Annotated in this window: 27 protein-coding genes; 9 read left to right on the forward strand and 18 right to left on the reverse strand. The window is 74.3% G+C overall.

The genetic code is table 11. The annotated features are described in order from the left end of the window. Positions 1-15: 15 nt before the first annotated feature. Together AB3388_RS11005 and AB3388_RS11010 are read right to left on the reverse strand one after the other, a co-directional pair. A complete protein-coding gene (locus tag AB3388_RS11005) occupies positions 16-699 on the reverse strand; it encodes a hypothetical protein (protein ID WP_495410811.1) in 684 nt (227 codons plus the stop codon). Continuing rightward, on the reverse strand, positions 696-1499 hold the full coding sequence (locus AB3388_RS11010) for an alpha/beta hydrolase (RefSeq protein WP_495410812.1): 804 nt from the start codon (positions 1497-1499) through the stop codon (positions 696-698). Before AB3388_RS11010 ends, AB3388_RS11005 begins: the two co-directional genes overlap by 4 nt. 114 nt (positions 1500-1613) lie before the next feature. On the opposite strand from AB3388_RS11010, the gene AB3388_RS11015 reads away from it, so the two are divergent. Then, positions 1614-2375 carry a lysophospholipid acyltransferase family protein gene (locus AB3388_RS11015; protein WP_495410813.1) on the forward strand — a complete coding sequence of 254 codons (762 nt, stop codon included), beginning with the start codon at positions 1614-1616 and terminating at the stop codon, positions 2373-2375. Positions 2376-2446: 71 nt separating this feature from the next. On the opposite strand, the gene AB3388_RS11020 is transcribed toward AB3388_RS11015, so the two are convergent. Genes AB3388_RS11020 through glpK form a run of 3 tightly spaced genes read right to left on the reverse strand, consistent with a single transcriptional unit; the run spans position 2447 to position 5077 of the window. Beyond that, the gene (locus AB3388_RS11020) at positions 2447-2803 is read right to left on the reverse strand and encodes a VOC family protein (protein ID WP_495410814.1); all 357 of its coding nucleotides are present in this window, start codon (positions 2801-2803) and stop codon (positions 2447-2449) included. 16 nt (positions 2804-2819) lie between these two features. Further along, positions 2820-3692 (reverse strand): TSUP family transporter, encoded by an 873-nt coding sequence (locus AB3388_RS11025; protein ID WP_495410815.1) that lies wholly within the window; start codon positions 3690-3692, stop codon positions 2820-2822. Next, positions 3605-5077, reverse strand: a complete 1473-nt coding sequence (glpK, locus tag AB3388_RS11030; RefSeq protein WP_495410816.1) for a glycerol kinase GlpK — start codon at positions 5075-5077, stop codon at positions 3605-3607. The genes AB3388_RS11025 and glpK overlap by 88 nt, the downstream gene beginning before the upstream one ends. A 276-nt stretch (positions 5078-5353) precedes the next feature. On the opposite strand from glpK, the gene AB3388_RS11035 reads away from it, so the two are divergent. From AB3388_RS11035 to AB3388_RS11045, 3 genes are all read left to right on the forward strand, one after another. Next, entirely contained in the window at positions 5354-5503 is a 150-nt protein-coding gene (locus AB3388_RS11035; RefSeq protein ID WP_495410817.1) for a PNPOx family protein, read from the forward strand. Positions 5504-5523: 20 nt separating this feature from the next. After that, positions 5524-6009 carry a polyadenylate-specific 3'-exoribonuclease AS gene (locus AB3388_RS11040; RefSeq protein ID WP_495410818.1) on the forward strand — a complete coding sequence of 162 codons (486 nt, stop codon included), beginning with the start codon at positions 5524-5526 and terminating at the stop codon, positions 6007-6009. Positions 6010-6118: 109 nt separating this feature from the next. Continuing rightward, the gene (locus AB3388_RS11045; RefSeq protein ID WP_495410819.1) at positions 6119-6700 is read left to right on the forward strand and encodes a GNAT family N-acetyltransferase; all 582 of its coding nucleotides are present in this window, start codon (positions 6119-6121) and stop codon (positions 6698-6700) included. Here the strand turns inward: AB3388_RS11045 and AB3388_RS11050 are convergent. From AB3388_RS11050 to AB3388_RS11060, 3 genes are all read right to left on the reverse strand, one after another. Continuing rightward, positions 6690-7079 (reverse strand): PaaI family thioesterase, encoded by a 390-nt coding sequence (locus tag AB3388_RS11050; RefSeq protein WP_495410820.1) that lies wholly within the window; start codon positions 7077-7079, stop codon positions 6690-6692. The two genes, AB3388_RS11045 and AB3388_RS11050, sit on opposite strands and share 11 nt — an antisense overlap. A gap of 21 nt (positions 7080-7100) precedes the next feature. Continuing rightward, a complete protein-coding gene (locus AB3388_RS11055; RefSeq protein WP_495410821.1) occupies positions 7101-7640 on the reverse strand; it encodes a methyltransferase in 540 nt (179 codons plus the stop codon). Between the two features lie 82 nt (positions 7641-7722). Continuing rightward, positions 7723-8619, reverse strand: coding sequence for an SDR family oxidoreductase (locus tag AB3388_RS11060; RefSeq protein WP_495410822.1), 897 nt, complete (start codon positions 8617-8619; stop codon positions 7723-7725). A gap of 79 nt (positions 8620-8698) precedes the next feature. Between AB3388_RS11060 and AB3388_RS11065 the strand changes: the two genes are divergently transcribed. Genes AB3388_RS11065 through AB3388_RS11075 form a run of 3 tightly spaced genes read left to right on the forward strand, consistent with a single transcriptional unit; the run spans position 8699 to position 12118 of the window. Beyond that, entirely contained in the window at positions 8699-9724 is a 1026-nt protein-coding gene (locus AB3388_RS11065; RefSeq protein ID WP_495410823.1) for a 6-phosphofructokinase, read from the forward strand. A 25-nt stretch (positions 9725-9749) separates the two neighbouring features. Beyond that, positions 9750-11087, forward strand: a complete 1338-nt coding sequence (locus AB3388_RS11070; RefSeq protein ID WP_495410824.1) for a class II 3-deoxy-7-phosphoheptulonate synthase — start codon at positions 9750-9752, stop codon at positions 11085-11087. A gap of 2 nt (positions 11088-11089) precedes the next feature. Next, positions 11090-12118, forward strand: a complete 1029-nt coding sequence (locus tag AB3388_RS11075) for a threonine aldolase family protein (RefSeq protein WP_495411450.1) — start codon at positions 11090-11092, stop codon at positions 12116-12118. A 4-nt stretch (positions 12119-12122) separates the two neighbouring features. Here AB3388_RS11075 and AB3388_RS11080 read toward each other — a convergent pair whose 3' ends face one another. The 9 genes from AB3388_RS11080 to AB3388_RS11120 form a co-directional block, all read right to left on the reverse strand. After that, positions 12123-13286 carry a S8 family peptidase gene (locus tag AB3388_RS11080; protein WP_495410825.1) on the reverse strand — a complete coding sequence of 388 codons (1164 nt, stop codon included), beginning with the start codon at positions 13284-13286 and terminating at the stop codon, positions 12123-12125. A gap of 156 nt (positions 13287-13442) precedes the next feature. Then, positions 13443-13769, reverse strand: coding sequence for a GYD domain-containing protein (locus tag AB3388_RS11085; RefSeq protein ID WP_495410826.1), 327 nt, complete (start codon positions 13767-13769; stop codon positions 13443-13445). A gap of 63 nt (positions 13770-13832) precedes the next feature. Further along, on the reverse strand, positions 13833-14315 hold the full coding sequence (gene bfr / locus AB3388_RS11090) for a bacterioferritin (RefSeq protein ID WP_495410827.1): 483 nt from the start codon (positions 14313-14315) through the stop codon (positions 13833-13835). A gap of 39 nt (positions 14316-14354) precedes the next feature. Beyond that, positions 14355-14549, reverse strand: a complete 195-nt coding sequence (locus AB3388_RS11095) for a (2Fe-2S)-binding protein (protein WP_495410828.1) — start codon at positions 14547-14549, stop codon at positions 14355-14357. A 141-nt stretch (positions 14550-14690) separates the two neighbouring features. Continuing rightward, positions 14691-15149 carry an NUDIX domain-containing protein gene (locus AB3388_RS11100; protein WP_495410829.1) on the reverse strand — a complete coding sequence of 153 codons (459 nt, stop codon included), beginning with the start codon at positions 15147-15149 and terminating at the stop codon, positions 14691-14693. Between the two features lie 15 nt (positions 15150-15164). Then, positions 15165-15344, reverse strand: coding sequence for a (2Fe-2S)-binding protein (locus AB3388_RS11105; protein WP_495410830.1), 180 nt, complete (start codon positions 15342-15344; stop codon positions 15165-15167). A 91-nt stretch (positions 15345-15435) separates the two neighbouring features. Then, a complete protein-coding gene (locus tag AB3388_RS11110) occupies positions 15436-16332 on the reverse strand; it encodes a deoxyribonuclease IV (protein ID WP_495410831.1) in 897 nt (298 codons plus the stop codon). Next, positions 16332-18332: a Stk1 family PASTA domain-containing Ser/Thr kinase gene (pknB, locus tag AB3388_RS11115; protein WP_495410832.1), complete on the reverse strand. Its 2001-nt coding sequence runs from the start codon at positions 18330-18332 to the stop codon at positions 16332-16334. Before pknB ends, AB3388_RS11110 begins: the two co-directional genes overlap by 1 nt. 88 nt (positions 18333-18420) lie before the next feature. Next, positions 18421-19521 carry an alpha-hydroxy acid oxidase gene (locus tag AB3388_RS11120; RefSeq protein ID WP_495410833.1) on the reverse strand — a complete coding sequence of 367 codons (1101 nt, stop codon included), beginning with the start codon at positions 19519-19521 and terminating at the stop codon, positions 18421-18423. A gap of 99 nt (positions 19522-19620) precedes the next feature. Here AB3388_RS11120 and boxB point away from each other — a divergent pair, with 99 nt between their 5' ends. Then, positions 19621-21099, forward strand: coding sequence for a benzoyl-CoA 2,3-epoxidase subunit BoxB (gene boxB, locus AB3388_RS11125; protein WP_495410834.1), 1479 nt, complete (start codon positions 19621-19623; stop codon positions 21097-21099). A gap of 31 nt (positions 21100-21130) precedes the next feature. Here boxB and AB3388_RS11130 read toward each other — a convergent pair whose 3' ends face one another. Further along, a complete protein-coding gene (locus AB3388_RS11130) occupies positions 21131-21973 on the reverse strand; it encodes a PaaX family transcriptional regulator (RefSeq protein WP_495410835.1) in 843 nt (280 codons plus the stop codon). A gap of 162 nt (positions 21974-22135) precedes the next feature. Between AB3388_RS11130 and AB3388_RS11135 the strand changes: the two genes are divergently transcribed. Beyond that, a complete protein-coding gene (locus AB3388_RS11135; RefSeq protein ID WP_495410836.1) occupies positions 22136-23749 on the forward strand; it encodes a benzoate-CoA ligase family protein in 1614 nt (537 codons plus the stop codon).

Consider the following 23749-nt stretch of genomic DNA (forward strand, 5'->3'; position numbering starts at 1 on the left):
GCACCGTAGAGGCTGTCACACCACCGCGCCGTCGTCTCCGTCGTCGGTCGACCGGTCCCGCATGCGGGAGACGGCGGTGAACACCCCGGCGGCGACCGCGGCCACGCCGAGGACCAGCCCGACGTCCGACGACAGGCCGACCACGCCCGGCGCCCACACCAGCAGCACGCCGGCGGCGATCAGCAGGAACGCGTAGAGCGAATGGGGCGACGGCAGCGGCACGGGCGGGGCCGGCGGCGGCTCGAAGTGCTCCTCGGGCCGGTCGAGGACCTCGGGCTCGGCCGGCGGCGGGGGCGGCGGGACGGGATCGTCGGCGGGCGCGTCCTCGACCACGGTGTGGCCGTGCTCGGCCTCGAAGGCGGCCACGATCCGCTCCCACTCGGCGTTCTCGTCGAGGTCGCGGCGGATCCGCGCGCGCTCGGGCACCGGGCCGCGGACGTGCTCGTCGGCCTGCGCGTCGACCAGCGCGCGGGCCTCGGCGCGGTGGGCGCGGTCGACGTAGAGCCGGTCCGACGGCGGGCTGGGCAGGAAGACGGTGCGGGTGTAGGGGCCGACGTCGGCGGCCGGCTCCAGATAGGCGGCGATGCCGGCGGCGTACAGGACGTCGAGCAGGTGCTCGCCGACCCTCGGGTCCACGTCGCGCAGCGGGCTCCAGAGGGCGGCGTCCAGCCCGTTGTCCCGCCGTCCGCGGCCGTTCACGTCGTCTCCGGCGCGGTCGCACCGGTGCGGGCACGGATCCAGTCCACGGAGCCGGCGAAGATCGCCGGGGCGTCGTTGTCCAGCGTGGCCACGTGGTAGCTGTCCTCCAGCACGACCTCGGTGACGTCGGAGCTGCCGACGCCGGCCAGCAGCACCCGGCTCGACTCCGGCTCGACGACGTGGTCGACCGCGCTGCGGTAGAGCAGCACGGGGGCGGTGATCGCGGCGAGGTCGGCTCGGGTCGCCGTCCAGAGCCGGCGCAGGCCGAGCATGGCGCGCAGCGGCAGCCGGGGATAGGCGAGCTCGGTGACGCCGGGCTTCTTGATGTCGCTGGCGATCGGCGCCCAGCTCGTGGTCAGCCGGGCCAGCAGCGGCAGCAGCTTGGCGTCCAGCCGCTGGGTGAGCAGGGAGGGGTTGACCAGCACCAGCGCGGCGACGTCGTCCGGGCGGAGCTCGGCCAGCCGGATCGCCAGCGTGCCGCCCATCGACAGGCCCGCGACGACGACGCGGTCGACGTCCCGGGCCAGCGTGTCGAACGCCTCGCCGACCGCCGTCGTCCAGTCGTCCTCGGTGACCAGGTTGCAGTCCTGCCACCGGGTGCCGTGCCCCGGCAGCAGGGGGCAGCGGACGGCGAACCCCGCGGCCGCGAGGTGCTCACCCCACGGCCGCATGCTCATCGGCGAGCCGGTGAAACCGTGCACCAGCAGCACGCCGGTGCGCCCCTCCGGGCCGTCCCCGCCCGGGAAGGCGAACGGCTCGGCACCGGCGAGCACCTCGTCGGGCGCGGGGGGCTGCGGCACGGTGGCTCCTCCTCGGTGCCGGGCGGCCGCGCCGACCAGCGGATACAGGTCACAGCACCCGCCGATTGTCCACGGGCCGCCGACCTCCCTAGTCTGGCAGCTCACGAGGGAGGCGTGTTGTTCTACTGGTTCCTCAAGTTCGTCGCGATCGGCCCGGCCGTGAAGCTGGTCATCCGACCGCAGGCGGAGGGCACGGAGCACGTGCCCTCCGGGGGTGCCGCGATCCTGGCGAGCAACCACCTGTCGGCCGCTGACTGGATCTTCATGCCGCTGTCGCTGCGGCGGCGGGTCACCTTCCTGGCGAAGCAGGAGTACTTCACCGGGACGGGCCTGAAGGGCTGGGCGCAGCGCGTCTTCTTCGCCGGCAGCGGGCAGGTGCCCATCGACCGGACCAGCGCCAGCGCCGCCGAGGACGCGATCCGCACGGGCATCGGGATCCTGCGCAGCGGCAACCTGCTGGGCATCTACCCCGAGGGCACCCGTTCGCCCGACGGCCGCCGTCTCTACCGCGGCAAGATCGGCGTCGCCCGCATGGCGCTGGAGACCGGCGCCCCCGTCGTCCCCGTGGCGATGATCTACCGCTCCCGGAAGCTGCCCTTCGGCAAGAAGCTCGTGCGCGTGTGCGTGAAGTTCGGCAAGCCGCTGGACTTCTCCCGCTACGAGGGCATGGCCGGCGACCGGTTCGTCGAGCGGTCGATCACCGACGAGATCATGTACGAGATCATGACCCTGTCCGGGCAGGAGTACGTCGACGTCTACGGCGCGACCGTGAAGAAGTCGATGGACGCCACCGGTGACAGCGCCGCCGAGGTGCTCGGCCGGCTGCAGCCCCCGACGGACGAGTCCGCCGACCGCCTCGACACCCTCGCCGGCTGAGGGGTCGCCCTCCCGTGATCATCGGCGAGTGGCTGGGCCCGTCGGCGTGTCGAGCAGCCACCTGCCGATGATCAGCCCGGGGGCGACTCGTCCGGACCGCCGCCGAAGCCGATCTCGTTGCCGTCCGGATCGCGGTAGGTGATCTTGCGGACGCCGTTGTCGTAGGTCTCCCGCTGGGCCGGCTCGAGGCCCCGGGCGGCCATCGCCTCGACCCGCGCGTCCAGGTCGTCGACGAACAGGGTGTGCCGCGCGTGGCCGGCGTGCTCGGGCAGCAGCTCGACGTAGACGAACCGGTGCTCGGCGACCTCCCACACGGCCTCGACGTCGTTGGGCAGGAACGCCGGTCCGGCCCCGAGCAGCCGCTCGTACCAGTCCTTGGCGCGCGCGAGGTCGCCGACCGGGATGCCGGCGAAGAGCTCGACCGTCATGCGCGAACCCTAGGGCTCAGCCGCCCAGCACCTGCCAGGCCAGGCGGACGATCAGCGCCCCGACCACGAGGAGGAACACGACCCGGACGAAGCGGCTCCCGGCACCGACCGCCGTGCGGGCGCCCAGGTAGCCGCCGGCCAGGTTGGCCACGCCCATGACCAGCCCCAGCCCCCACAGGACCGATCCGTGGAGGGCGAACACGACCAGCGCGCCGACGTTGGTCGCCAGGTTGACGATCTTGGCGGTCGCGCTGGCCTCCAGGAACGCGTAGCCGAGCAGCCCCACCAGGGTGAAGACGAGGAACGCGCCCGTGCCGGGGCCCGCGATGCCGTCGTAGAAACCGATGACCGCCCCGACCGCGGCCGCGACCGCCGTGTGCCGGTGGCCGCGGAAGCGCAGCTCGGTCGCGCCGCCGAGGCTCGGCCGCAGCAGGGTGTAGACCGCCACCACCACGAGGGCGACCAGCACGATCGGCTCCAGCACGCCGTCGGGCACCGCCGCCGCCGACAGCGCGCCCAAGGCGGAGCCCAGCGCCGCCACCGCGGCCATGGGCAGCGCCGTGGCCAGCCCCGGCCGCACCCGGCGGTAGTAGGTGACCGCGCTCGTGCCCGTGCCCATGGCGCTGGAGAGCTTGTTCGTGGCCAGCGCCTGCACGGTCTGCATCCCGGGCACGAGCAGCAGCGCCGGCAGCTGGATCAGCCCGCCGCCGCCGACCACCGCGTCGATCCAGCCGGCGGCGAAGGCGGCCAGGACGAGCAGGACCAGCGTTCCCGCACCGAGGGATCCGAGGGTGGTCGCCGTCAGCTGGTCCAGCCCCCCGCGCGCCGGACGGCGTCGCGCCAGCGGTCGTAGCGGCCGTCGTCCCGCCGCTCGGGCGTGGGCTCCCACCGCGCGTCGAGCGTCCAGGTCGCGGCCAGCTCGTCGGTCGACGCCCACACCCCGGTGCCGAGCCCGGCGAGGAAGGCCGCGCCGAGGGCCGTCGTCTCCGCGACCACCGGACGGCGCACCGGCACGCCGAGCTGGTCGGCCTGCAGCTGCATGAGCAGCCCGTTGGCGCTGGCCCCGCCGTCCGCGGACAGCTCCGGCACCGACAGCCCGGCCTCGGACACCATCACGTCGACGACGTCGCGCACCTGGAAGGCGATCGCCTCGAGCGTGGCCCGCACCAGGTGTGCCCGCGTCGTCCCCCGGGTGATCCCGAGGACGGCGCCGCGCGCGTGCGGGTCCCAGTGCGGCGCGCCGAGCCCGGTCAGCGCCGGCACGAAGACGACGTCGCCGGAGTCGGGCACCGTGCGGGCCAGGCCCTCGGTCTCGGCGGCCGAGTCGAGGAGGCCGAGCCCGTCGCGCAGCCACTGGACCGCGGCGCCGGTGACGAAGATCGAGCCCTCCAGCGCGTAGACCAGCCCGTCGCCGATGTCCCAGGCGACGGTGGTCAGCAGGCTCTCCGACCGCACCGGCCTCGACCCTGTGGTGGTGAGCACGAACGACCCCGTGCCGTACGTGCACTTGGTGTCGCCGGGGGAGTAGCAGGCCTGCCCGAAGAGCGCGGCCTGCTGGTCGCCGGCCAGCCCCGCGATCGGCAGCTCCAGGCCGAGGAACGAGTCGGGGTCGGTGGTGCCGACGACCCCGGAGTTGGGCACGAGCTCGGGCAGGGCGTCGCGGGGAACGTCGAACAGCTCGCACAGCTCGTCGGACCAGGCGCCCTTCTCCAGGTCGAACAGCAGCGTGCGGCTGGCGTTGCTCGGGTCGGTGACGTGCCGGGCGCCGCCGGTCAGCCGGGCGACGACGTAGGAGTCGACGGTGCCCAGCGCCAGGGAGCCGCCGCGGACGCCGTCCCAGAGCGCAGGCTCCTCGGCGGCCAGCCAGGCGAACTTGGTGCCGGTGAAGTAGGGGTCCAGGCGCAGGCCGGTCAGCGCCGCGACCCGCTCCTCGCTGCCGGCGTCGCGCAGCCGGTCGCAGATGCCGGAGGTGCGGCGGTCCTGCCAGACGATCGCCGGCCGGGGGGCGCGCAGCGTGCGGCGGTCCCAGACGACCGCGGTCTCCCGCTGGTCGGTGATCCCCACGCAGGTCGGCGCGGCGTCGGTGCCGGCGAGTGCCTCGCGGCAGGCGGCCAGCGTCGCCGTCCAGATGTCGTCGGGCTCGTGCTCGACCCAGCCCGGGCGGGGGAACAGCTGGGCGAACTCGCGGTAGCCCTTCGCCAGGACGCCGCCGTCCTCGCCCACGACCAGCGCGGTCACCCCGGTCGTGCCTGCGTCGATGGCGAGAACCGGCATGGCCGCACGCTAGCCCACGCCTCTTGACCTCGGGCCGACGTGAACCGGTCCACTGGCAGGCATGACGAGCTTGAGCACCGCGCAGATCGAGTACCTCGCCGGCCAGCGGCTGGCCACGGCCGGCGCCGACGCCCGGGCGCACGTCACCCCGACGTCCTTCCGCTACGACGCCCGAGGCCCCCCTTCAGGGTCCCGCCGCGAGCTTGCGAGCGGTGGGGGGAAGGGGGGGTCCTTTCTCAGGCGAACGGCTGGGCGGCGCTGTGCGTCGACGACCCGGTGTCGGTCGACCCGTGGCGGGCGCGGTTCCTCGAGATCCGCGGCCGCGCGGAGGCCGTCCCGACCGGCGGCGCGCACCGGGGCCCCGGGTTCGGGGAGGCCTTCATCCGCCTCCACCCGGACACGGTGCGCAGCTTCGGCCCCGAGTAGCGCCCCCTACGGTGGGCGGCGTGCGCCGGTTCTTCTACGACACCGAGTTCATCGAGGACGGGACGACGATCGACCTCGTCTCGATCGGCGTCGTCGACGAGGCCGGCCGCGAGTTCTACGCCGTCAGCACCGAGTTCGACGACCGCAAGGCGATCCCGTGGGTGCGCCGCAACGTGCTCGACAAGCTGCCGCCGCCGGCCGACCGGGCCTGGCGCAGCCGCGAGCGGATCCGCGAGGACCTGCTGGCCTTCCTCACCGGGCCGGGCGAGGAGATCGAGCTGTGGGCCTGGTTCGCCGCCTACGACCACGTGGCGCTGGTGCAGCTGTGGGGCCCGATGCCGGCGCTGCCGCGGCCGATCCCGCGGTTCACCCGGGAGCTGCGCCAGCGCTGGGACGACCTGGGGCAGCCCCCGCTGCCGCCCAAGCCCGGCGGCGCGCACGACGCCCTGGTCGACGCCCGCTACAACCTCGCCCGCTGGCGGGCGATGGACGGGACGCGGCGGTGAGCTGAGGCCGGCCGAGACGGCGATCCGTGCGCGCCCGCGCGGCGTGTCGCACCGTGTCGCGTGCACGAACTGCCTTCTCGACGGCCCGGCGCGCGGCAGGCTGGCGCCCGTGGAGCTGACCGTCGCAGAGGCGCGCACGCTGCTGGCGCGGGCCTTCGTCGACGACCCGCTGATGGTGTGGTTCTTCCCGGACGGCGGCACGCGGCTGCACGCCTGCGCGGCGATGTTCGGGCTGTTCGCCGAGCACTACCTGCGGGCCGGGCGGGTCGACGTCGTGCGCCGGACCGCGCCGGTGGCCGTCGCGATGTGGCGCCTGCCCGGGACCGGGAACCCGCCCGAGGACGTCCTGCCGACGGCGTCGGGCCTGATGACCGCCCTCATGGGGGCGGCCGGCGCCGCCGAGCGGGGGCGCGCGATGTCCGTGCTCGGCGAGGTGCGCTCGCCGGAGCCGCACGCGTACCTGCACCTGCTGGCCGTCGACCCGGAGCTGCGCGGCCGGGGCCTCGGCGGCGAGGTGCTGGCGCCGGGGCTGGCCGCCGCCCGCGCGGCCGGCCTGGTCGCCTGCCTGGAGACGATGAACCCGGCCAACGTGCCGTTCTACGAGGCCCACGGGTTCGAGGTCCGGGCCGAGGTCCGGCTCGCCGCCGGAGGGCCGACGGTGTGGTCGATGGCGACCGCCCTCAGCCGCTGAGCACCGCCTGCGTCTGCGTCGTCTGCGCGACCAGCCGGCCGTCGTCGTCGGTGACCTCGACGCCGACGAGGATGAACGACCGCCCGACGTGCACCGGGCGCGCGACGGCGTGCGCCGAGCCCGACCGCACGCCGCGCACCAGGGACGTCGTCGACGAGACGGTGGACGTCGACGCGCCGGCCGGCAGGTTGAGGAAGGCGCAGACCGCACCGACCGAGTCGGCCAGCGTCATGAGCGCGCCGCCGTGCATCAGCCCACCGGCGGTGCACCGCTCCGGCGCCCAGGCCAGCCGGCCGGCGACCTCCTCGGGACCGGCGCGGTCCAGTTCGATCCCGGACGTGACGGCGAAGGGCATCAGTGCGAGCAGGTCGGCGGTCACGGCCGCATCCTGCCGCGCCGATCAGCTCAGCGTCGCCTCCACGATCGACACCGGGGTGGCGGTCGACCGGACGGCGTCGAGGCGGAAGCCCGCCGCGACCAGCAGCTTCTCCAGGGCCTCCGCGGTGCGCCCGCGCCCGGGGAGCGGGTCCTCGCCGGGCGGGGCGAGCGACTCCAGCACGACCAGCCGGGCGCCGGGCCGGGCCGCGGCGGTGATCGTGCCGAGGATGAGCCCGCACGCCTCGTCGTCCCAGTCGCTCCGGAGCGTCGAGAGCAGGTAGGTGTCGGCGGTGGGGACGACGACGAGGTAGTCGCCGCCGATGACGCCGATCCGGTCGGCCAGCGGCGAGCCGACCAGGCGGGCGCGCGTGGCGGCGACGACGGACGGTGCGTCGAAGACGATCCCCAGCCGCCGCGGGTCGGGGTCGTGCGCGAGCACCGCGCTCACCAGCGAGGCGCCCCCGATCTCGGCCACCGTGCGTCCGCCGGGGGCCGTGTACCCGGTCAGCGCGAGGGCCACCAGGTCGGCCGTCAGGCCGGGCGCGTACGGGGTGCCGGTCATCGCGGGCTCCCGATCCATCGGCGGGCGACGACCGGGACCGCAGTCGTCCGTCCGGGTATACGTCGCCGGGGGCGCGATCGGATCACCGGACCAGCGACGCCCAGTCCTCGGGGTGCGCGCGCAGGTGCTCGGCGACCGTCAGCGCCGGGTGCCCGGTCAGCCGCGGGACGGCGTCGCCGACGGTGGCCAGCTCGCCGGCGGCGATCGCCAGGTAGCTGGTCACCCAGCCCTCGATCTCCCAGTCCGGGTGGCCCGACGGCCGGCGGGTGTCCCACGCCTCCTCGACCGTCTGCTGCCGGTACTCCACCGGCCGGCCGAGGACCTCGGTGAGCACCGCCGCGGCCTCGGTCATCGACAGCGCCTCGGGGCCGGTGACGTCGAGCGCCCGCCCGTCGTGCGTCCGGGAGTCGTCGAGCAGGACGGCGGCGCCGACGTCGGCGCAGTCGTCACGGGAGACGAAGCTGGTCCGGCCGTCCCCGGCCGGCGCCGCGATCACGGCGCCGTCGCCCTCCGGCACGGCGAAGAACGGCACGAAGTCGGCGTACATCGAGTGCCGCAGCGCGGTCCAGCGCACCCCGGTGGCGGCGAGCGCCTGCTCGGTGGCCCAGTGCTGGCGCACGAGCGTGAAGACGGCGTCGGGCCGGGCGTTGAGGAACGACGTGTATACGATCCGCTCCACCCCGGCGGCCGCGGCCGCCTGGACGGCGGTGAGGTGCTGGCGCAGCCGGTCCTCGGCCTCGGCCGCGGAGACCAGGTAGAGGGTGTGCACCCCCTGGAGGGCGGCCGCGAAGCCGGGACCGTCGGCGTAGCCGCCCGGGAACTCGGTGACCGCGGCGCCCGGCAGGCGTGGCACGCGGGACGCGTCGCGGACGACGAGCCGGACCGTCGCGTCGGCGGCGGCCGCGCCCGCGGCGACCCGTTCGGCGACGCGGCGGCCGAGCGTTCCGGTCGCGCCGGTGACGGCGATCACCCTGGTCATGCGTGCACCAGTCCCACCTGCGGCATCATGACGCGGGACAACCCGCCAGCACCCCCGTTCCTTCCCCTAAGGACAGCTCATGCGCATCGGCATCCTCACCGGCGGCGGCGACTGCCCCGGCCTCAACGCGGTGATCCGCGCGGTCGTCCGCAAGGGCGTCACGGAGCACGGCGACGAGATCGTCGGCTTCCGCGACGGCTGGCGGGGCGTGCTGGAGGCCGACACCGTGCCGATGGAGCTCTCCGCCGTCCGCGGGATCCTGCCGCGGGGTGGCACGGTGCTGGGCACCTCCCGCACCAATCCCTACGGCGTCGAGGGCGGCCCCGACCGGCTGCTGGCCAACCTCGAGCGGCTCGGCATCGAGGCGCTCATCCCGATCGGCGGCGAGGACACCCTCGGAGTCGCCACCAAGCTCTCCGAGGCCGGTGTCCGCGTCGTCGGCGTCCCGAAGACCATCGACAACGACCTGGACTCGACCGACTACACCTTCGGCTTCGACACCGCCGTCGGCGTCGCCATGGAGGCCATCGACCGGCTGCACACCACCGGCGACAGCCACCACCGCACGCTCGTCGTCGAGGTCATGGGCCGGCACGCCGGCTGGATCGCGCTGCACGCCGGCATGGCCGGCGGCGCCAACGTCATCCTCATCCCCGAGCACCCGTTCGACGTCGACGCCGTCGTCGCGCACTGCCAGCACCGCTTCGCATCGGGCTACTCGCCGATCGTCGTGGTCAGCGAGGGCGCGGCGCCCAAGGGCGGGGAGCTGTCGCTGTCGACGGGGCAGACGGACGCGTTCGGCCACGTCCGCCTCGGCGGCATCGGCGCGGCGCTGGCCTCGCTGATCGAGGAGCGCACCGGCCGCGAGGCGCGGGCCGTCGTCCTCGGGCACATCCAGCGCGGCGGCACGCCGTCGGCGTTCGACCGGGTGCTCGCCACCCGGTTCGGCCTGGCCGCCACGGAGGCCATCCACGACGGCGAGTCCGGGGTGATGGTGGCGCTGCGGGGCACCGACATCGTGCGCGTGCCGCTGACGGCCGCGACGGCGCAGCTGAAGCTGGTGCCGGTCGAGCGGTACGCGGAGGCCGAGGTGTTCTTCGGCTGAACCGGGGGCCCGTACCCTGAAGCGTGTGAGTCTCACCGAACCTGCTGACCTGGTCCCCGGCCTGGACCGGTGGCGGGAGCTGCCCGCCGCCCAGCAGCCGACGTGGCCCGACCGGGGCGCCCTGGACACCGTCCTCGAGACGCTGTCCACCGTGCCGCCGATCGTGGCCCCGGCCGAGGTCGACCACCTGCGCGACCAGCTCGCCGACGTGGCGCGGGGCAGGGCGTTCCTGCTGCAGGGCGGGGACTGCGCGGAGACCTTCGACCTCAACACCGAGCCGCACCTGCAGAGCACCACGCGCACGCTGCTGCAGATGGCCGTCGTCCTGACCTACGGCGCGAGCGTGCCGGTGGTGAAGGTGGGCCGGGTGGCCGGGCAGTACGCCAAGCCGCGCTCGTCGGACACCGACGCCCTGGGCCTGCCGTCCTACCGCGGCGACATGGTGAACGCGCTGGACCCGGTGCTCGAGAAGCGGCTGCCCGACCCGACCCGGCTGGTGCGCGCCTACGCGAACTCCGCCGCGGCGATGAACATGATCCGCGCCTACGCCCGCGGCGGGCTGGCCGACCTGCACGCGGTCCACGACTGGAACAAGGACTTCGTGGCCAACTCGCCGGCCGGCGTGCGCTACGAGGTGATCGCCCGCGAGATCGACCGCGCGCTGGCGTTCATGAAGGCCTGCGGCATCGACCACGCCGCGATGCGCTCGGTGGAGCTCTTCAACAGCCACGAGGCGCTGATCCTCGAGTACGAGCGGGCGCTCTCCCGCGTGCACGAGGGCCGGGCCTACGACCTGTCGGCGCACTTCGTCTGGGTCGGCGAGCGCACGCGGCAGATGGACGGCGCGCACATCGAGTACGTCTCGCGGATCGCCAACCCGATCGGCGTCAAGATCGGCCCCACCACCACGCCGGAGCAGGCCGTGGAGCTGGTCGAGCGGCTCGACCCCGAGGGGGTCCCCGGGCGGCTCACGCTGATCAGCCGGATGGGCAACGGCAAGATCCGCGACGTGCTGCCCGGCATCGTCGAGAAGGTCACCGCCAGCGGCCACCTGGTGGTCTGGCAGTGCGACCCGATGCACGGCAACACCCACGAGTCCTCGACCGGCTACAAGACCCGGCACTTCGACCGGATCGTCGACGAGGTGCTCGGCTTCTTCGACGTCCACCGGGCGCTGGGCACCTGGCCGGGCGGCATCCACGTCGAGCTGACCGGTGAGGACGTCACCGAGTGCCTCGGCGGCGCCATGGAGATCAGCGACGAGGACCTCAACAGCCGGTACGAGACCGCCTGCGACCCCCGGCTGAACACCGGGCAGTCGCTGGAGCTGGCGTTCCTGATCGCGGAGATGCTGCGCGGTTGATCGTGCCCACCCCACCACCCCGGGCCGACCTGATCGACCTCCGCTCGGACACCGTCACCCGTCCCACGGAGGCGATGCGCCGCGCCATGGCCGAGGCCGAGGTCGGTGACGACGTCTACGGCGAGGACCCGACGATCAACGCGCTCGAGGAGCGGGTCGCGGCGCTGATGGGCCACGAGGCGGCGCTGTTCGTGCCGTCCGGGACCATGGGCAACCAGATCGGCATGCGCCTGGTGGCCGAGCCCGGCCAGGAGGTGCTCTGCGACGCCGACGCGCACGTGGTCACCTACGAGATGGGCGCCGCGGCGGCGGTGTTCGGCCTCTCCACCCGCACCGTGGTGTCGGCGGGCGGCCGGCTGGACGCCGACGCGCTGATCGCGCAGGTGCGGCCGAAGGACGACTGGCACCTGACCGCGACCGCGGCGGTCGCCGTGGAGAACACGCACAACCGCGGCGGCGGCATCGTGCAGCCGCTCGCCGAGCTGCGCAAGCTCTGGGACTGGTCGCGGGGTGCCGGCGTCGCCGTCCACCTGGACGGCGCCCGGCTGTTCAACGCGCACGTCGCCTCGGGCGTCGACCTGGCCACCTACGGCCGGCTGGCCGACACCGCGTCGGTCTGCCTGTCCAAGGGCCTCGGCGCGCCGGTCGGCTCGGTGCTGGTCGCCTCGGCGGAGCGGATCGCCGTCGCCCGGCTCTGGCGCAAGCGGCTCGGCGGCGGGATGCGGCAGGCCGGCGTCCTCGCCGCGGCCGGGCTGCACGCGCTGGACCACCACGTCGACCGGCTGGCCGAGGACCACGAGCACGCGCGGCTGCTGGCCAAGCGGCTCGGCGCCGACCCGGCCGGCGTCGAGACGAACATGGTCGTGCTGGACGACGTCCCGGCGCCGATGGTCGCCGAGGCGGCGAAGGCGCAGGGCGTGCTGGTCAGCCAGGTGAGCGCGCGCCGGTTGCGGCTGGTCACCCACCTGGACGTCGACCGCGCCGCGGTGGAGCGGGCGGCCGACGTCCTGGCGGGCCTGCTGGAGCGCTGAACCGTCAGTAGCTGGTGAACAGCAGGTCGTTGTTGGCGGTGCGGGGGGTGCCCACGGCGTCCTTGGTGGTCGCCGCCTTGAGGGCACTGGCGACCGAGGCCGGGCTCGCCGTCGGGTGGGTCTCCAGGTGGAGCGCCGCCACGCCGGCCACGTGCGGGGTCGCCATCGACGTCCCGCTGATCGTGTTCGTCGCCGTGCTGCCGGAGACCCAGGAACTGGTGATGCCCACCCCGGGCGCGAACAGGTCGACGCAGGAGCCGTAGTTGCTGAACGAGGCCGGCTTGTCGTTCTGGTCGCTGGCGGCGACGGTGAGCGCTCCGCCGACGCGCGCGGGGGAGGACTTGCAGGCGTCCTGCGGCACGCCCATCGCGTTGCCGTTGCCGGCGGCCACGGCATAGGTGACGCCGTCGGCGATCGACCGGCTCACGGCGTTGTCGAGTGCGGTGCTGGTGCTGCCGCCGAGGCTCATGTTGGCCACCGCCGGCGTGCCGGCGGCGTGGTTGGCGGTGACCCAGTCGATCCCGGCGATGACGCCGGAGGTGCTGCCGTTGCCGGAGCAGTCGAGCACCCGGACGGCGACCAGCGACACGTTCTTGGCGACGCCGTAGGTCGCGCCGCCGACGGTGCCGGCGACGTGCGTGCCGTGGCCGTTGCAGTCGTCGGCGCTGCCGCCGTCCACGGCGTCGAAGCCGGAGACCGCGCGGCCGCCGAACTCGGCGTGGTCGAACCGGATGCCGGTGTCGATCACGTACGCGGTGACGCCGGTGCCGGTGGCCGAGTAGCTGTAGCTGGTGCTCAGCTGCCGGGTCCGCTGGTCGATCCGGTCGAGACCCCAGGTGGCGCCGGCCTGGGACGCGGTGGCGGTCACCGGCGCGTCGACCTCGACGGCCTGCACGCCCGGCAGGCGGCCGAGCCGGTCGGCGACCGTGGTCGGCAGGGTGACGGCGAAGCCGTCGAGCGCGGCGCTGTAGAGGTGGCTGATCCGGCCGCCGAGCGCACGGGCGCGCTCGGCGACGGCCGCGGCCGGGCTGCCCGGCGTCAGCGTGACGATGTAGGACTGCAGGACTGGGGCGGCGGGAGCGGCTGCCGCGGGGACGGCGGTGAGGCCGATGCCGGTGGCGGTCAGGGTCGCGGTCGCGGCAGCGGCCAGGGAACGGCGGGAGAGCACAGGCGCCTCGTCTCGGTTCGCGGCACGCTCGGATCGCGTGCGGGCGCCGGAAGTGAACCCGGCCGAAACGGCAGCGCAAAGTCACCACGCGGTCGCGCCGCGTAGCCCACAGGGGGTACGCGGCGCGACCGCGCGGCGGGTGGACTCAGGACCTCGCTACGCGCCGGGCGGCCGGTACCTCACCTGGCCGGCCCGGCCCAGGGCCTCCAGCGTCTCGTCGACGGTCAGCAGCACCGTCGTCTCCAGCGAGCTGATCGCCCCGCCGCTGCTCAGGGCGATGGCGACGGTCGCCATCGACACGTGGTCGGGGGCCTCCCAGAGGTTGTACCCGTCGTGCGTGCCGAAGGCGTACCAGAACCCGTGCAGCTTCCCGCCGACCGACTCGATGTAGGTGCGGGCCGCCTCCCGCCGGTCCTCCGGGTGCGCGATCAGCCGCGCCCACGTCTCCGGGGTGTAGCTGAACTTCGACAGGTAGAGCGCCATCGCCGCCGTCCCCTCGTCGTGCGCGCGGGTCGCGCGCCGGAGGGGACCGCAGCGTAGCGGGGGTCAGTCGCCGGAGGGGTGTTCCACCTGGCCGGCGAGGTAGAGCTGCTCACCGAGGTGGTCCATCAGCGACAGCTGGGTCTCGAGGTAGTCGATGTGGTGTTCCTCGTCGGCGAGGATCTCCTCGAACAGCCGCTTGCTGGTGTGGTCGCCGACCTCCTCGCAGTGGGCGATGGCCGGGCGCAGCCGGTCGACGACCTCGACCTCGATCGCCATGTCCGACTCGAACTGCTCGCGGACGGTCTGCCCGACCCGCAGGGCCAGCAGCCGCTGGTAGTTCGGGAGGCCCTCGAGGAACAGGATGCGGTCGGTCAGCTTCTCCGCGTGGGTCATCTCCTCGATGGACTCCGCGCGGGTGTGCGACGCGAGCTTGGTGTAGCCCCAGTTCTCCTGCATCTTGGCGTGCAGGAAGTACTGGTTGATCGCGGTCAGCTCGCTGGTCAGCTGCTCGTTGAGCAGCTCGATCACGCGCGCGTCACCCTGCATGGGTCCTCCTCGGTCCGGGTTGCGGCCGAGGCTATCGGCTCAGGCGACGGCGGGAATCTCCAGCCCGTGCAGCGGATCGACCACACGCAGCCGGTCGCAGATGCGCTCCAGGCAGTTGCCGCAGCCGGTGCCGGCGGCGCAGGCGTCGCCGACCTCCTCCTCCGTGCGCGCGCCGTCGGCGATGACGTCGGCCAGCTGGGACTCGCTGACGGCGAAGCAGATGCAGACGTACATCGGCGGTGCGCTCCGGGAGGTGCGGGGAAGCAAGGCACCCCTAAGTTAGCCCAGCCTCACCTAGGTGCCAAGAGACCGCAGTCGATCGAATGACGTGCGCCCTGTCCCTTGCGCGCCGCGCCGGGATGTGCTCCAGCCCACTCAGAAGCCGTGCGTCAGGATCGCCGGCACGCCGCCGCGCCGCAGTCCGTCGAGAACCCGCAGCTCGTGGGGCACGACCGGATGAGGGAGGACGGCGAGGTCGAACCAGCGCAGCTCGGCGGCCCGGTGGGGCTCGCGGCGCCGGGGCTCGCCGGCCCAGCGGCGGCACTGGAAGAAGAAGTCGACCCGTTCCTCGCCGGGCTCCGAGCGGCCGGCGGTGCGGTGCATCGCGCACAGCGGCACGAGATCGGCGCGGTCGAGGACGACGTCGAGCTCCTCGGCCGCCTCGCGCACGGCGGCCGCCACGGCGTCCTCGCCGGGCTCGACGTGGCCGGCGGCGGAGACCGCCCAGTGGCCGTCCATGTACCCGGTGCCGCGGCGCAGTTGGAGCAGCACGCGCTGCACGCCGTCCTCGGTCCGCCGGAGCAGCACGTAGGACGCGGGCACGAGCGCGATCACCTGCCGCAGCCTGCCCTACGCGGCGATCAGCAGACCCTCGGCGGCCTCGAGCCGGTCGCAGATGCGGTCCAGGCAGCCACCGCAGCCGGTGCCGGCCGCGCAGGCGTCGCCGACCTCCTCCTCGCTGCGGGCGCCGTCGGCGATGACGTCGGCGAGCTCGCGCTCGGTCACGGCGAAGCAGATGCAGACGTACACGGCGCACTCCCTGGTCCGGCGACCCCCAGAGCCTGCGGCACCCGGCCCGGACGGGCTGTACCGATCCGGACGTCTTCCCTGACCGATGCGGTCAGGCCGCGGCGTCCTCCGCGACGTCGTCGCGCAGCGAGCACAGCAGCGCGATGTCGCGGGCGTGCCCGGCCCACGGCGACCCGTCGAGCTCGCTCGGCGTCTCGATGACGACCGGGACGCCGGCCAGCGAGCGGTGCGCGAGCAGCTCGCGGAACGGCTCCACGCCGATCGAGCCGGCGCCGATCGTGGTGTGCCGGTCGCGCTTGGAGCCGCACGCGTCGAGGGAGTCGTTGGCGTGCACCAGCCCGAGCCGGCCGGGGCCCACCGTGGCCTCGAGCGCGTCGAGGGTCGCCGTCATGCCGCCCGGCACGGACAGGTCGTGCCCCGCCGCCCAGGCGTGGCAGGTGTCGAAGCAGACGCCGACCAGCGGGTGGTGCTCCAGCGCGGCCAGGTACGGCCCGAGGTCCTCGACGGTCGCGGCCAGCGACTTGCCGCCGCCGGCGGTCGGCTCGATGAGCAACCGCGGCCCGTCGTCCGGGAGGGACTCGAGGACCGGCAGCAGCCGCTCGCGCAGCTGGGTGAGCGCGGCCGCGTAGCGGTCCTCGCCGACCGCCGACCCCGCGTGGACGACGGCCCCGCGGCAGCCGAGCTGGGCGCCGCGGAGCAGGTTGTGCCGGATCGTGGCGATCGACTGCTCGACGGTGGCCTCGGTGGGGGAGCCGACGTTGACCAGGTACGGCGTGTGCACGAACGAGGGCACCCCGCGCTCCGTGCAGCCGGCGGTGAACGCGGCGTCCTGCTTCGGGTCGCCGTCGGTCAGCCTCCAGCCCCGCGGGTTGCCGACGAAGACCTGGACGGCGCGGGCGCCGACGGCGTCGGTGTAGGCCAGCCCGCCCTTGGCCAGGCCGCCCTTGATCTGGATCTGCGCGCCGATCGGCGTGGCGTGGTGCACCACTAGCCGAAGCTCACCGCGAGCTGGACGGTCGTGCCCTCGTCGACGGTCTCGCCCGGCTTGGGGCTCTGCTGGTAGACGCGGTCGCCGGCGATGAACGTGTTGATCTTCACCTTCAGGTGCATGCCCTCGAGGATCTGCTTGGCCTCGGCGGCGCTCTTGCCGCGCACGTCGGGCACGTCCACCTGGGGCACGCCGGCCGAGACCTGGATGGTCACCGTGCTGCCGTAGTCGACCGGCCCGGCGGCCGGGTCGGGGGTGACCGCCATGACCTGGCCGGCCGCGACGTCGCGGCTGCGGCCGTCGTCGCCCTTCTGCACGGTGAAGCCGAGCTCCTCCAGCGTCGCGGTCGCCGCCTCGGGGGTGGACCCGATGACGTTGGGGATGTCGACCGGCTCGTGGCCGAGGCTGACCAGGACGGTGACGACCTCGCCGCGCTTGATCGGCGTCCCGGCCGGCGGGTCGAACCCGATGACCAAACCGGCGTCGACGTCGTTGTCGTACTGCTTCTCCGTCGTCACCTGGAGTTCGGGCAGGTCCTCCTGCAGGGCGGCGACGACGTCGTCCTCGGACTGGCCGGCGAGGTCGGCGCGGACGGTGTACCGCTCCTGCCCCTTGCTGACGACCAGCCGGATGTCGGAGCCGCGGATCGCGTCGCCCCCGGCGGGGTCGGCGGAGATGACGACGCCGGCCGGGACGTCCTCGCTCCACTGCTCGTCGCAGCAGTCGGGGTCGAGGTCGGCCTCCTGCAGCAGGCCGATCGCGGTGTCCTTGGGCTTGCCGACCAGGTCGGGGATCGTGGTCCACCGGCCGGAGCCCAGCCACCAGCCGACGGCGCCGATGGTGATCGCGAGCAGCGCGATGATCGCGATGATCAGCCGCGCGCGCCGCTTGCGGATGTGCTCGGGGACGGTGCCGGGCCGCGGGCGCACCGGCGGACGGCTGGACACGCTCGTGGTCGGCCCGGCGCCGAGGACGCTGGTCCGCCCGTTGGTGTGCCGGCCGGGCCCCAGCACCTCGGTGCCGGGGCGGATGTCGCGGGTGCCCGGGTCGCTCGGGTGCCGCGGGCGGGTGGTGTGCGGCCGGTTGGTCGGCCGGAGCGTGTCCGGCCCGGCGGTGCTGCGGCCGGTGGGCACGGGCACCCGCTCGATGCCGAGGTCGGTGCGCAGGTCGGTCAGCTCGGCGAGGAAGGCGCCGGCGTCGATGGGGCGGACGGCGGGATCGCGGCGGGTGACGCGGGCGACGAGCTCGTCGACCTGCCACGGGATGCCGGGGACCTCCGCCGACGGCACCGGCATGTCGTGGTGCACGTGCTGGTAGGCCACCGCCAGCGGGGTGTCGCCCCCGTACGGCGGGTGCCCGGTGAGCATCTCGTAGAGCACGACACCGGCGGCGTAGACGTCGCTGCGGGCGTCGGCGCGGCCGCGCTCGAGCTGCTCGGGGGAGAGGTAGGCGACCGTGCCGATGAGCACGCCGCCGGTGGCGACGCTCTGCCCGTTGCCCTCGACCGCGCGGGCGAGACCGAAGTCGGCCACCTTGACCACGCCGTCGGTGCCGATGAGCACGTTCTCCGGCTTGATGTCGCGGTGCACGATGCCGGCCCGGTGGGCGGCGGTCAGCCCGGCGAGCACCGGCTCGAGGACGGCGAAGGCCTCGGCCACGGTCAGCCGGCCGCGTGCCTGCAGCAGATCGCGCAGCGTGCGGCCGCGGACGAGCTCCATGACCAGGTAGACCAGCCCCCGGTCGCTGCCCTGGTCGCTGACCGACACCACGTTGGTGTGGCTGAGCATCGCCGCGGCGCGGGCCTCGCGGGTGAACCGGTCGACGAACGTCGGGTCGTGGACCAGGTGGTCGGCCATGATCTTGACCGCGACCGTGCGGTGCAGCCGCAGGTCGGTCGCGGAGTAGACGGTGGACATGCCGCCGCGGGCGACGCGCTCCTCGAGGCGGTAGCGCCCCTCGAGGACGGCGCCGACCACGGGGTCGGTCACGACGGTGTCCACCCTGGCGAGTGTAGGAGCGACGGGCTGCCGGTCCGGCGAACCACGCGGTGAACGAGGTGGCCGGGGCGGCTGGGACGAACGGGTTCGGTCACCGTGCGGCGGCGACCGTGTCCCGCGGCACCCCGCCGACCGACCCGAGCCCGCACAGCACCATGGTGTGCGCCAGCTCCTCCGACAGCCCGGCGAGGACCCGCGCCACGCCGTCCGCGCCGCCGGTCGCCAGACCCCAGACCGCAGGGCGGGCCACGAACACCGCCCGCGCGCCCAGGGCCAGGGCGGTGAGGACGTCGGATCCCGCGCGCAGGCCGCCGTCGGCGTAGACCTCCGCCTCGTCGCCGACCGCGGCGACGACCTCGGGCAGCGCGTGCGCCGTGGCGACCACCGGGTCGGCCTGCCGGCCGCCGTGCGCCGAGACCCACACCGCCGCGGCCCCGGCCTGCACGCAGCGGGTGGCGTCGTCCCCGCGCAGCACGCCCTTGACCACGACCGGCAGGCCGGACAGCTCGCCGAACCGGGCGATGTCGTCGAACGTCCAGACCGGGCTCGGCGCGGTCGGGATCCCGGAGACGGTGGGCAGGTTGGCCATCGGGACGTCCGGGGGGAGCGCGAAGTCGTTGGCCACGTCGCGCAGCCGCCGTCCGTACACCGGCAGGTCCACGGTGAGGACCAGCGCGGCGTAGCCGGCCTGTCCGGCGCGGCGGGCCAGGTCGTCGGTGTACGCGGGGGAGTGCAGCCGGTAGAGCTGGAACCACTTGGGCGCCTCCGGCTCGACCGCGGCGACGTCGCCCAGTGCGGTGTTGGCCGCGGTCGACACGGTCATGAGCGCCCCGGCGGCGGCCGCGCCGCGGGCCGTGGCCCGTTCGCCGTCCGGGTGCGCCAGGGCCTGGTAGCCCCAGGGGGCGACGCCGATCGGCGTCGCGACGTCCGTGCCGAGCAGCGTCGTCCGCAGGTCGGCCGTGGCCAGCCCGCGCAGCACCCGCGGGCGCAGCCGCCAGGAACGCCAGGCGGCGGTCGCCTCGGTCAGCGTCGTCTCCCGCTCGGCGCCGCCGGCGTAGAAGTCGTACACGTCGGGCGGCAGCAGGGCGCGGGACCGCTCCTCGAGGGCGGCGAGGTCGAGGAAGGCGGGCCGGGCGCCGGGGTCCTCGGGCGTCCGGCGGCGCAGTCCCGGATCGTTCTGCGCGGCCGCCACGACTCGACCCTAGGGCTTGCGCTCCCTTCCCGAAGTGCTACACACTTCTGACGCCGCGACAATCCGACGTAGGACGTACGCGCACCCGGAGGGAATGCCATGACGGGATCGATGACGCAGACGGGCAACGCTCCCGAGCCGACCGGGCCGCTGAGCCCCGTCGACTACTCGCAGCGGATCCCGAACAACGTCGACCTGGCCAACGACCGCCGGCTGCAGCGCGCGCTCGAGGGCTGGCAGCCGAAGTTCCTCGACTGGTGGAAGACGCTCGGCCCGCAGCTGGAGCACCGGGACGTCTACCTGCGCACCGCGATCGCGGTCGGCCGCGACGGCTGGGCGCACTTCGACCGGGTGCCGATGCAGGACTACCGCTGGGGGATCTTCCTGGCCGAGCGCGACCCCGAGCGGCGGATCGCGTTCGGCCGGCACAAGGGCGAGCTGGCGTGGCAGACGGTGCCGGGGGAGTATCGCGCCGACCTGCAGCGGCTGATCGTCGTCCAGGGCGACACCGAGCCCGCGTCGGTGGAGCAGCAGCGGCAGCTGGGCATGACCGCGCCGTCCCTCTACGACCTGCGCAACCTCTTCCAGGTCAACGTGGAGGAGGGCCGCCACCTCTGGGCGATGGTCTACCTGCTGCACGCCTACTTCGGCCGGGAGGGGCGCGAGGAGGCCGAGCAGCTGCTCAAGCGCAACTCCGGGGACGTCGACGCCCCGCGCATCCTCGGCGCGTTCAACGAGGACACCACCGACTGGCTGCAGTTCTTCATGTTCACCTACTTCACCGACCGGGACGGCAAGTACCAGCTCGGGACGCTCAAGGAGTCCGGCTTCGACCCGCTGGCGCGCACCTGCGAGTTCATGCTCAAGGAGGAGGCCCACCACATGTTCGTGGGCACCACCGGCGTGCAGCGGACGGTGGAGCGCACCGCCCAGGTGATGAAGGAGCACGACACCGAGGACACGTTCGAGCACGGCGCGATCCCGCTGTCGGTGATCCAGAAGTACCTGAACTTCCAGTTCGCCGTCTCGATGGACCTCTTCGGCTCCGAGCAGTCGACCAACGCGGGCAACTACTTCACCTCCGGCCTCAAGGGCCGCTGGCAGGAGACCCGCCGCAAGGACGACCACGTGCTCATCGGCCAGGAGCGGCCGATGAACGTCGTCCGGGACGGCGCGATCGCGCAGCAGACCGTGCCGCTGCTGAACGCGCTCAACCTCGACCTGCGCGACGAGTACGTCGCCGACTGCGAGAACGGCGTCCGCCGCTGGAACCAGGCGCTGGAGGACGCCGGGCTGCCGCACCGGCTGACGCTGCCGCACGAGGGGTTCTTCCGGAAGGTGGGCGCCTACGCCGGGCACCACCTCAGCCCCGAGGGCGAGGTGCTCGACGAGGCCGCCTGGGAGGCCCGCATGGCGGAGTGGGTGCCGACGCCGGAGGACCGCGCGCGGGTCGCCGAGCTGATGGTGCCGCACTACGACGAGGGGGACTTCGCCGGCTGGATCGCCCCGCCGCCGCAGGGGATCAACAACATGCCGGTCGAGTACGACTACGTCCGCTTCGAGCACCTCGACGACTGACCCGAGGGGCCAAAATGGCCATTTTGGCCCCTCAGATGCGGGCGGCGGCCGTGGTGGCGAGCTCGGTCCAGTGCAGCTGGGCGGCCTCGTGCCACTCGTCGTGGCGGCGGTGGAACAGGTCCGCGGCCGCCGGGCCGGGCCAGGTCTCCGGCAGCAGGGACGGCGGCAGCGCGGGGTCGAGGAACGGGAACCGGCGCCACTCCTGGACCAGTCGCACCTGCGCGCCGAACGCGTCGGCCGGCGTAAGCACCCGCTGCGCGGCGACCTCGTCGAGGAAGGCCCGGTAGCGCTCCTCGACGTCGGCGAGCCCCCACGCCTCGGCGACCACCCGCTGCTCGTCGCCGACCTGCCCGAACGGGCCGGTGAAGGAGAAGGCCTCGACGCCGAGGTCGGCGACGACCGCGGCGACCTCCTTCTCCTTCTCCACGTCGGGGGTGACCCACAGGCCCGGCATGGGTGAGCCCAGCCCGGCCCAGGTCAGGCGGGTGCGCAGCTGGTGGCGCAGCCGGCGGTGGGTCTCGGGCACGCTGACCGCGAGGACCAGCCAGCGGCCGTCCCAGTCGGCCAGGCCGCGGCCGAAGGTGTAGATCCGCTCGGCGCCCTCGGACAGCAGCGTGTGCCCGGCCGGCGTCAGCCGCCAGCGGACCCGGCGGCCCTCCCGCTCGGCGACGATCAGCTCCTCGGCGGCGGTGCGCGAGAGCGCCTGGCGGGCGGCCTTCTCCTCGACGCCGACCTCGGCCAGCCCCGCGACCAGGGCGCCGGTCCAGGCGGCGGCGCCGGTGGGCAGCACGAACTCGCCGAGCAGGGTGAGCAGCAGCGAGCGCGCGCTCGCGGCGCCGGTCTCGCGGCGGCGGGCGCCGGCCTCCGGGGTCACCCGGTCATGACACCACAGCGGTGCGGCGCGACCAAGATCTGTCAACCTTCTACACCCCCTTGACGGTATGCCGGTTGTGCGTAGTGTGTTCTGCGCCACGCCCCGCCTCGACACGACACGCCACGCCTGTCTCGCCCCGCCCGCGCCGCCGGAGGAACGACCGTGAGCCAGCCCTTCAACGCCGCCCACTACTTCCTCGACCGGCACGTGGACGCCGGCGCCGGCGGGCGGACCGCCGTCCGCAGCGGGGGCAGCACGCTGACCTACGCCGAGCTGCGCGACCTGGCGGCCAACTTCGCGAACGGCCTGCGGGCGCTGGACGTGCGGCCGGGGGAGCGGGTGCTGTTCGTCTGCTCCGACCGGCCCGAGCTGCTCGCGGGGCTGCTCGGCTGCTGGCGCCGCGGCGCGGTCGCCGTCCCCGTGTCGACCATGCTGACCGGCCCGGAGCTGACCAAGGTGGTCACCGACTCCGGCGCCCGCGTGCTGGTGGCCACCCCCGAGTTCGCCGCGGCGGCGCAGCCGGCCGCGGAGGCCGCCCCCGAGCTGGCCCACCTCGTCGCCGTCGACGGCGCCGAGCTGGCGCCGACCGCGACCGCCGGCGTGCTGTCGTGGGACGCCGTCCTGGCTGCCGGCGCCGACCGGGACGACGCCGTCGCGCCCACCACCGACGAGACCCCGGCGCTGTGGCTCTACACCTCCGGCACGACCGGCACGCCCAAGGGCGCCATGCACCGGCACGCCAACCTGCGCTGGGTCTGCGAGACCTACGCCCGCGACGTGCTGCGCATCGGCCCGGACGACGTCTGCTACTCGGTGGCGAAGCTGTTCTTCGCCTACGGCCTGGGCAACTCCGCGCTGTTCCCGCTCTCGGTGGGCGCGACGACGGTGCTCGAGCCGCGGCGTCCCTCGCCCGCCGTGGTCGCCGAGCGCATGGCCGAGGACCGGCCCACCCTCTTCTTCGCCGGGCCCACCTTCTACGCCGCGCTGCTGGCGGCCGAGCTGCCGGAGGACACCTTCGGCTCGGTGCGGCTGTGCGCGTCGGCCGGCGAGGCGCTGCCCGCGGCGCTCTACCGGCGGTTCACCGAGCGCTTCGGCGTGGACATCCTCGACGGCATCGGCTCCACCGAGGCGCTGCACATCTTCCTGTCCAACACCGAGGGCGCCGTCCGGCCCGGGACCTCCGGCACGCCGGTGCCGGGCTACGACATCGCGCTGCGCGACGAGGAGGGCCGCCCGGTGCCCGACGAGACGCCGGGGGCGCTGTTCGTCCGCGGCGAGTCGATCGCCACCGGCTACTGGTGCCGCACCGACGCCACCCGCGCGGTCTTCCAGGGCGAGTGGCTGCGCACCGGGGACACCTACGTCCGCTCCGCCGACGGCTACTACACCTGCATGGGCCGGTCGAACGACCTGCTCAAGGCCGGCGGCATCTGGGTCTCCCCGGCCGAGGTGGAGGAGCGGCTGCTGCAGCACCCGGCGGTCGCCGAGGTGGCGGTGGTCGGCGTCCCCGACAGCAACGAACTCGACAAGCCGGTGGCCTGCGTCGTCCTCGCCGCGGGCGCCGCCGTCACCCCGGACGAGCTGATCACCTGGTGCCGCGAGGGCCTGGCCGCGTTCAAGCGGCCGCGCGCCGTCCTCGTCGTCGAGGAGCTGCCCAAGACCGCGACCGGCAAGATCCAGCGGTTCCGGCTGCGCGAGACCGCGCGCACGCTGGTGCCCCCGCAGCCGCAGGGGCGGCCGTCGACGGAGGCCCCGGCGCTCCCGGCTACCGTCTGA

The organism is Geodermatophilus sp. SMS 5-13, assembly GCF_059428245.1.

Excerpts from the sequence above, each read along its gene's own strand:
- AB3388_RS11020 (WP_495410814.1), bottom strand. The coding sequence starts at position 2,803 with ATGACGGTCGAGCTCTTCGCCGGCATCCCGGTCGGCGACCTCGCGCGC.
- glpK (WP_495410816.1), bottom strand. The coding sequence starts at position 5,077 with ATGCCGGTTCTCGCCATCGACGCAGGCACGACCGGGGTGACCGCGCTG.
- AB3388_RS11055 (WP_495410821.1), bottom strand. The coding sequence starts at position 7,640 with ATGACCGGCACCCCGTACGCGCCCGGCCTGACGGCCGACCTGGTGGCC.
- AB3388_RS11060 (WP_495410822.1), bottom strand. The coding sequence starts at position 8,619 with ATGACCAGGGTGATCGCCGTCACCGGCGCGACCGGAACGCTCGGCCGC.
- AB3388_RS11065 (WP_495410823.1), top strand. The coding sequence starts at position 8,699 with ATGCGCATCGGCATCCTCACCGGCGGCGGCGACTGCCCCGGCCTCAAC.
- AB3388_RS11085 (WP_495410826.1), bottom strand. The coding sequence starts at position 13,769 with ATGGCGCTCTACCTGTCGAAGTTCAGCTACACCCCGGAGACGTGGGCG.
- bfr (WP_495410827.1), bottom strand. The coding sequence starts at position 14,315 with ATGCAGGGTGACGCGCGCGTGATCGAGCTGCTCAACGAGCAGCTGACC.
- AB3388_RS11095 (WP_495410828.1), bottom strand. The coding sequence starts at position 14,549 with ATGTACGTCTGCATCTGCTTCGCCGTCAGCGAGTCCCAGCTGGCCGAC.
- boxB (WP_495410834.1), top strand. The coding sequence starts at position 19,621 with ATGACGGGATCGATGACGCAGACGGGCAACGCTCCCGAGCCGACCGGG.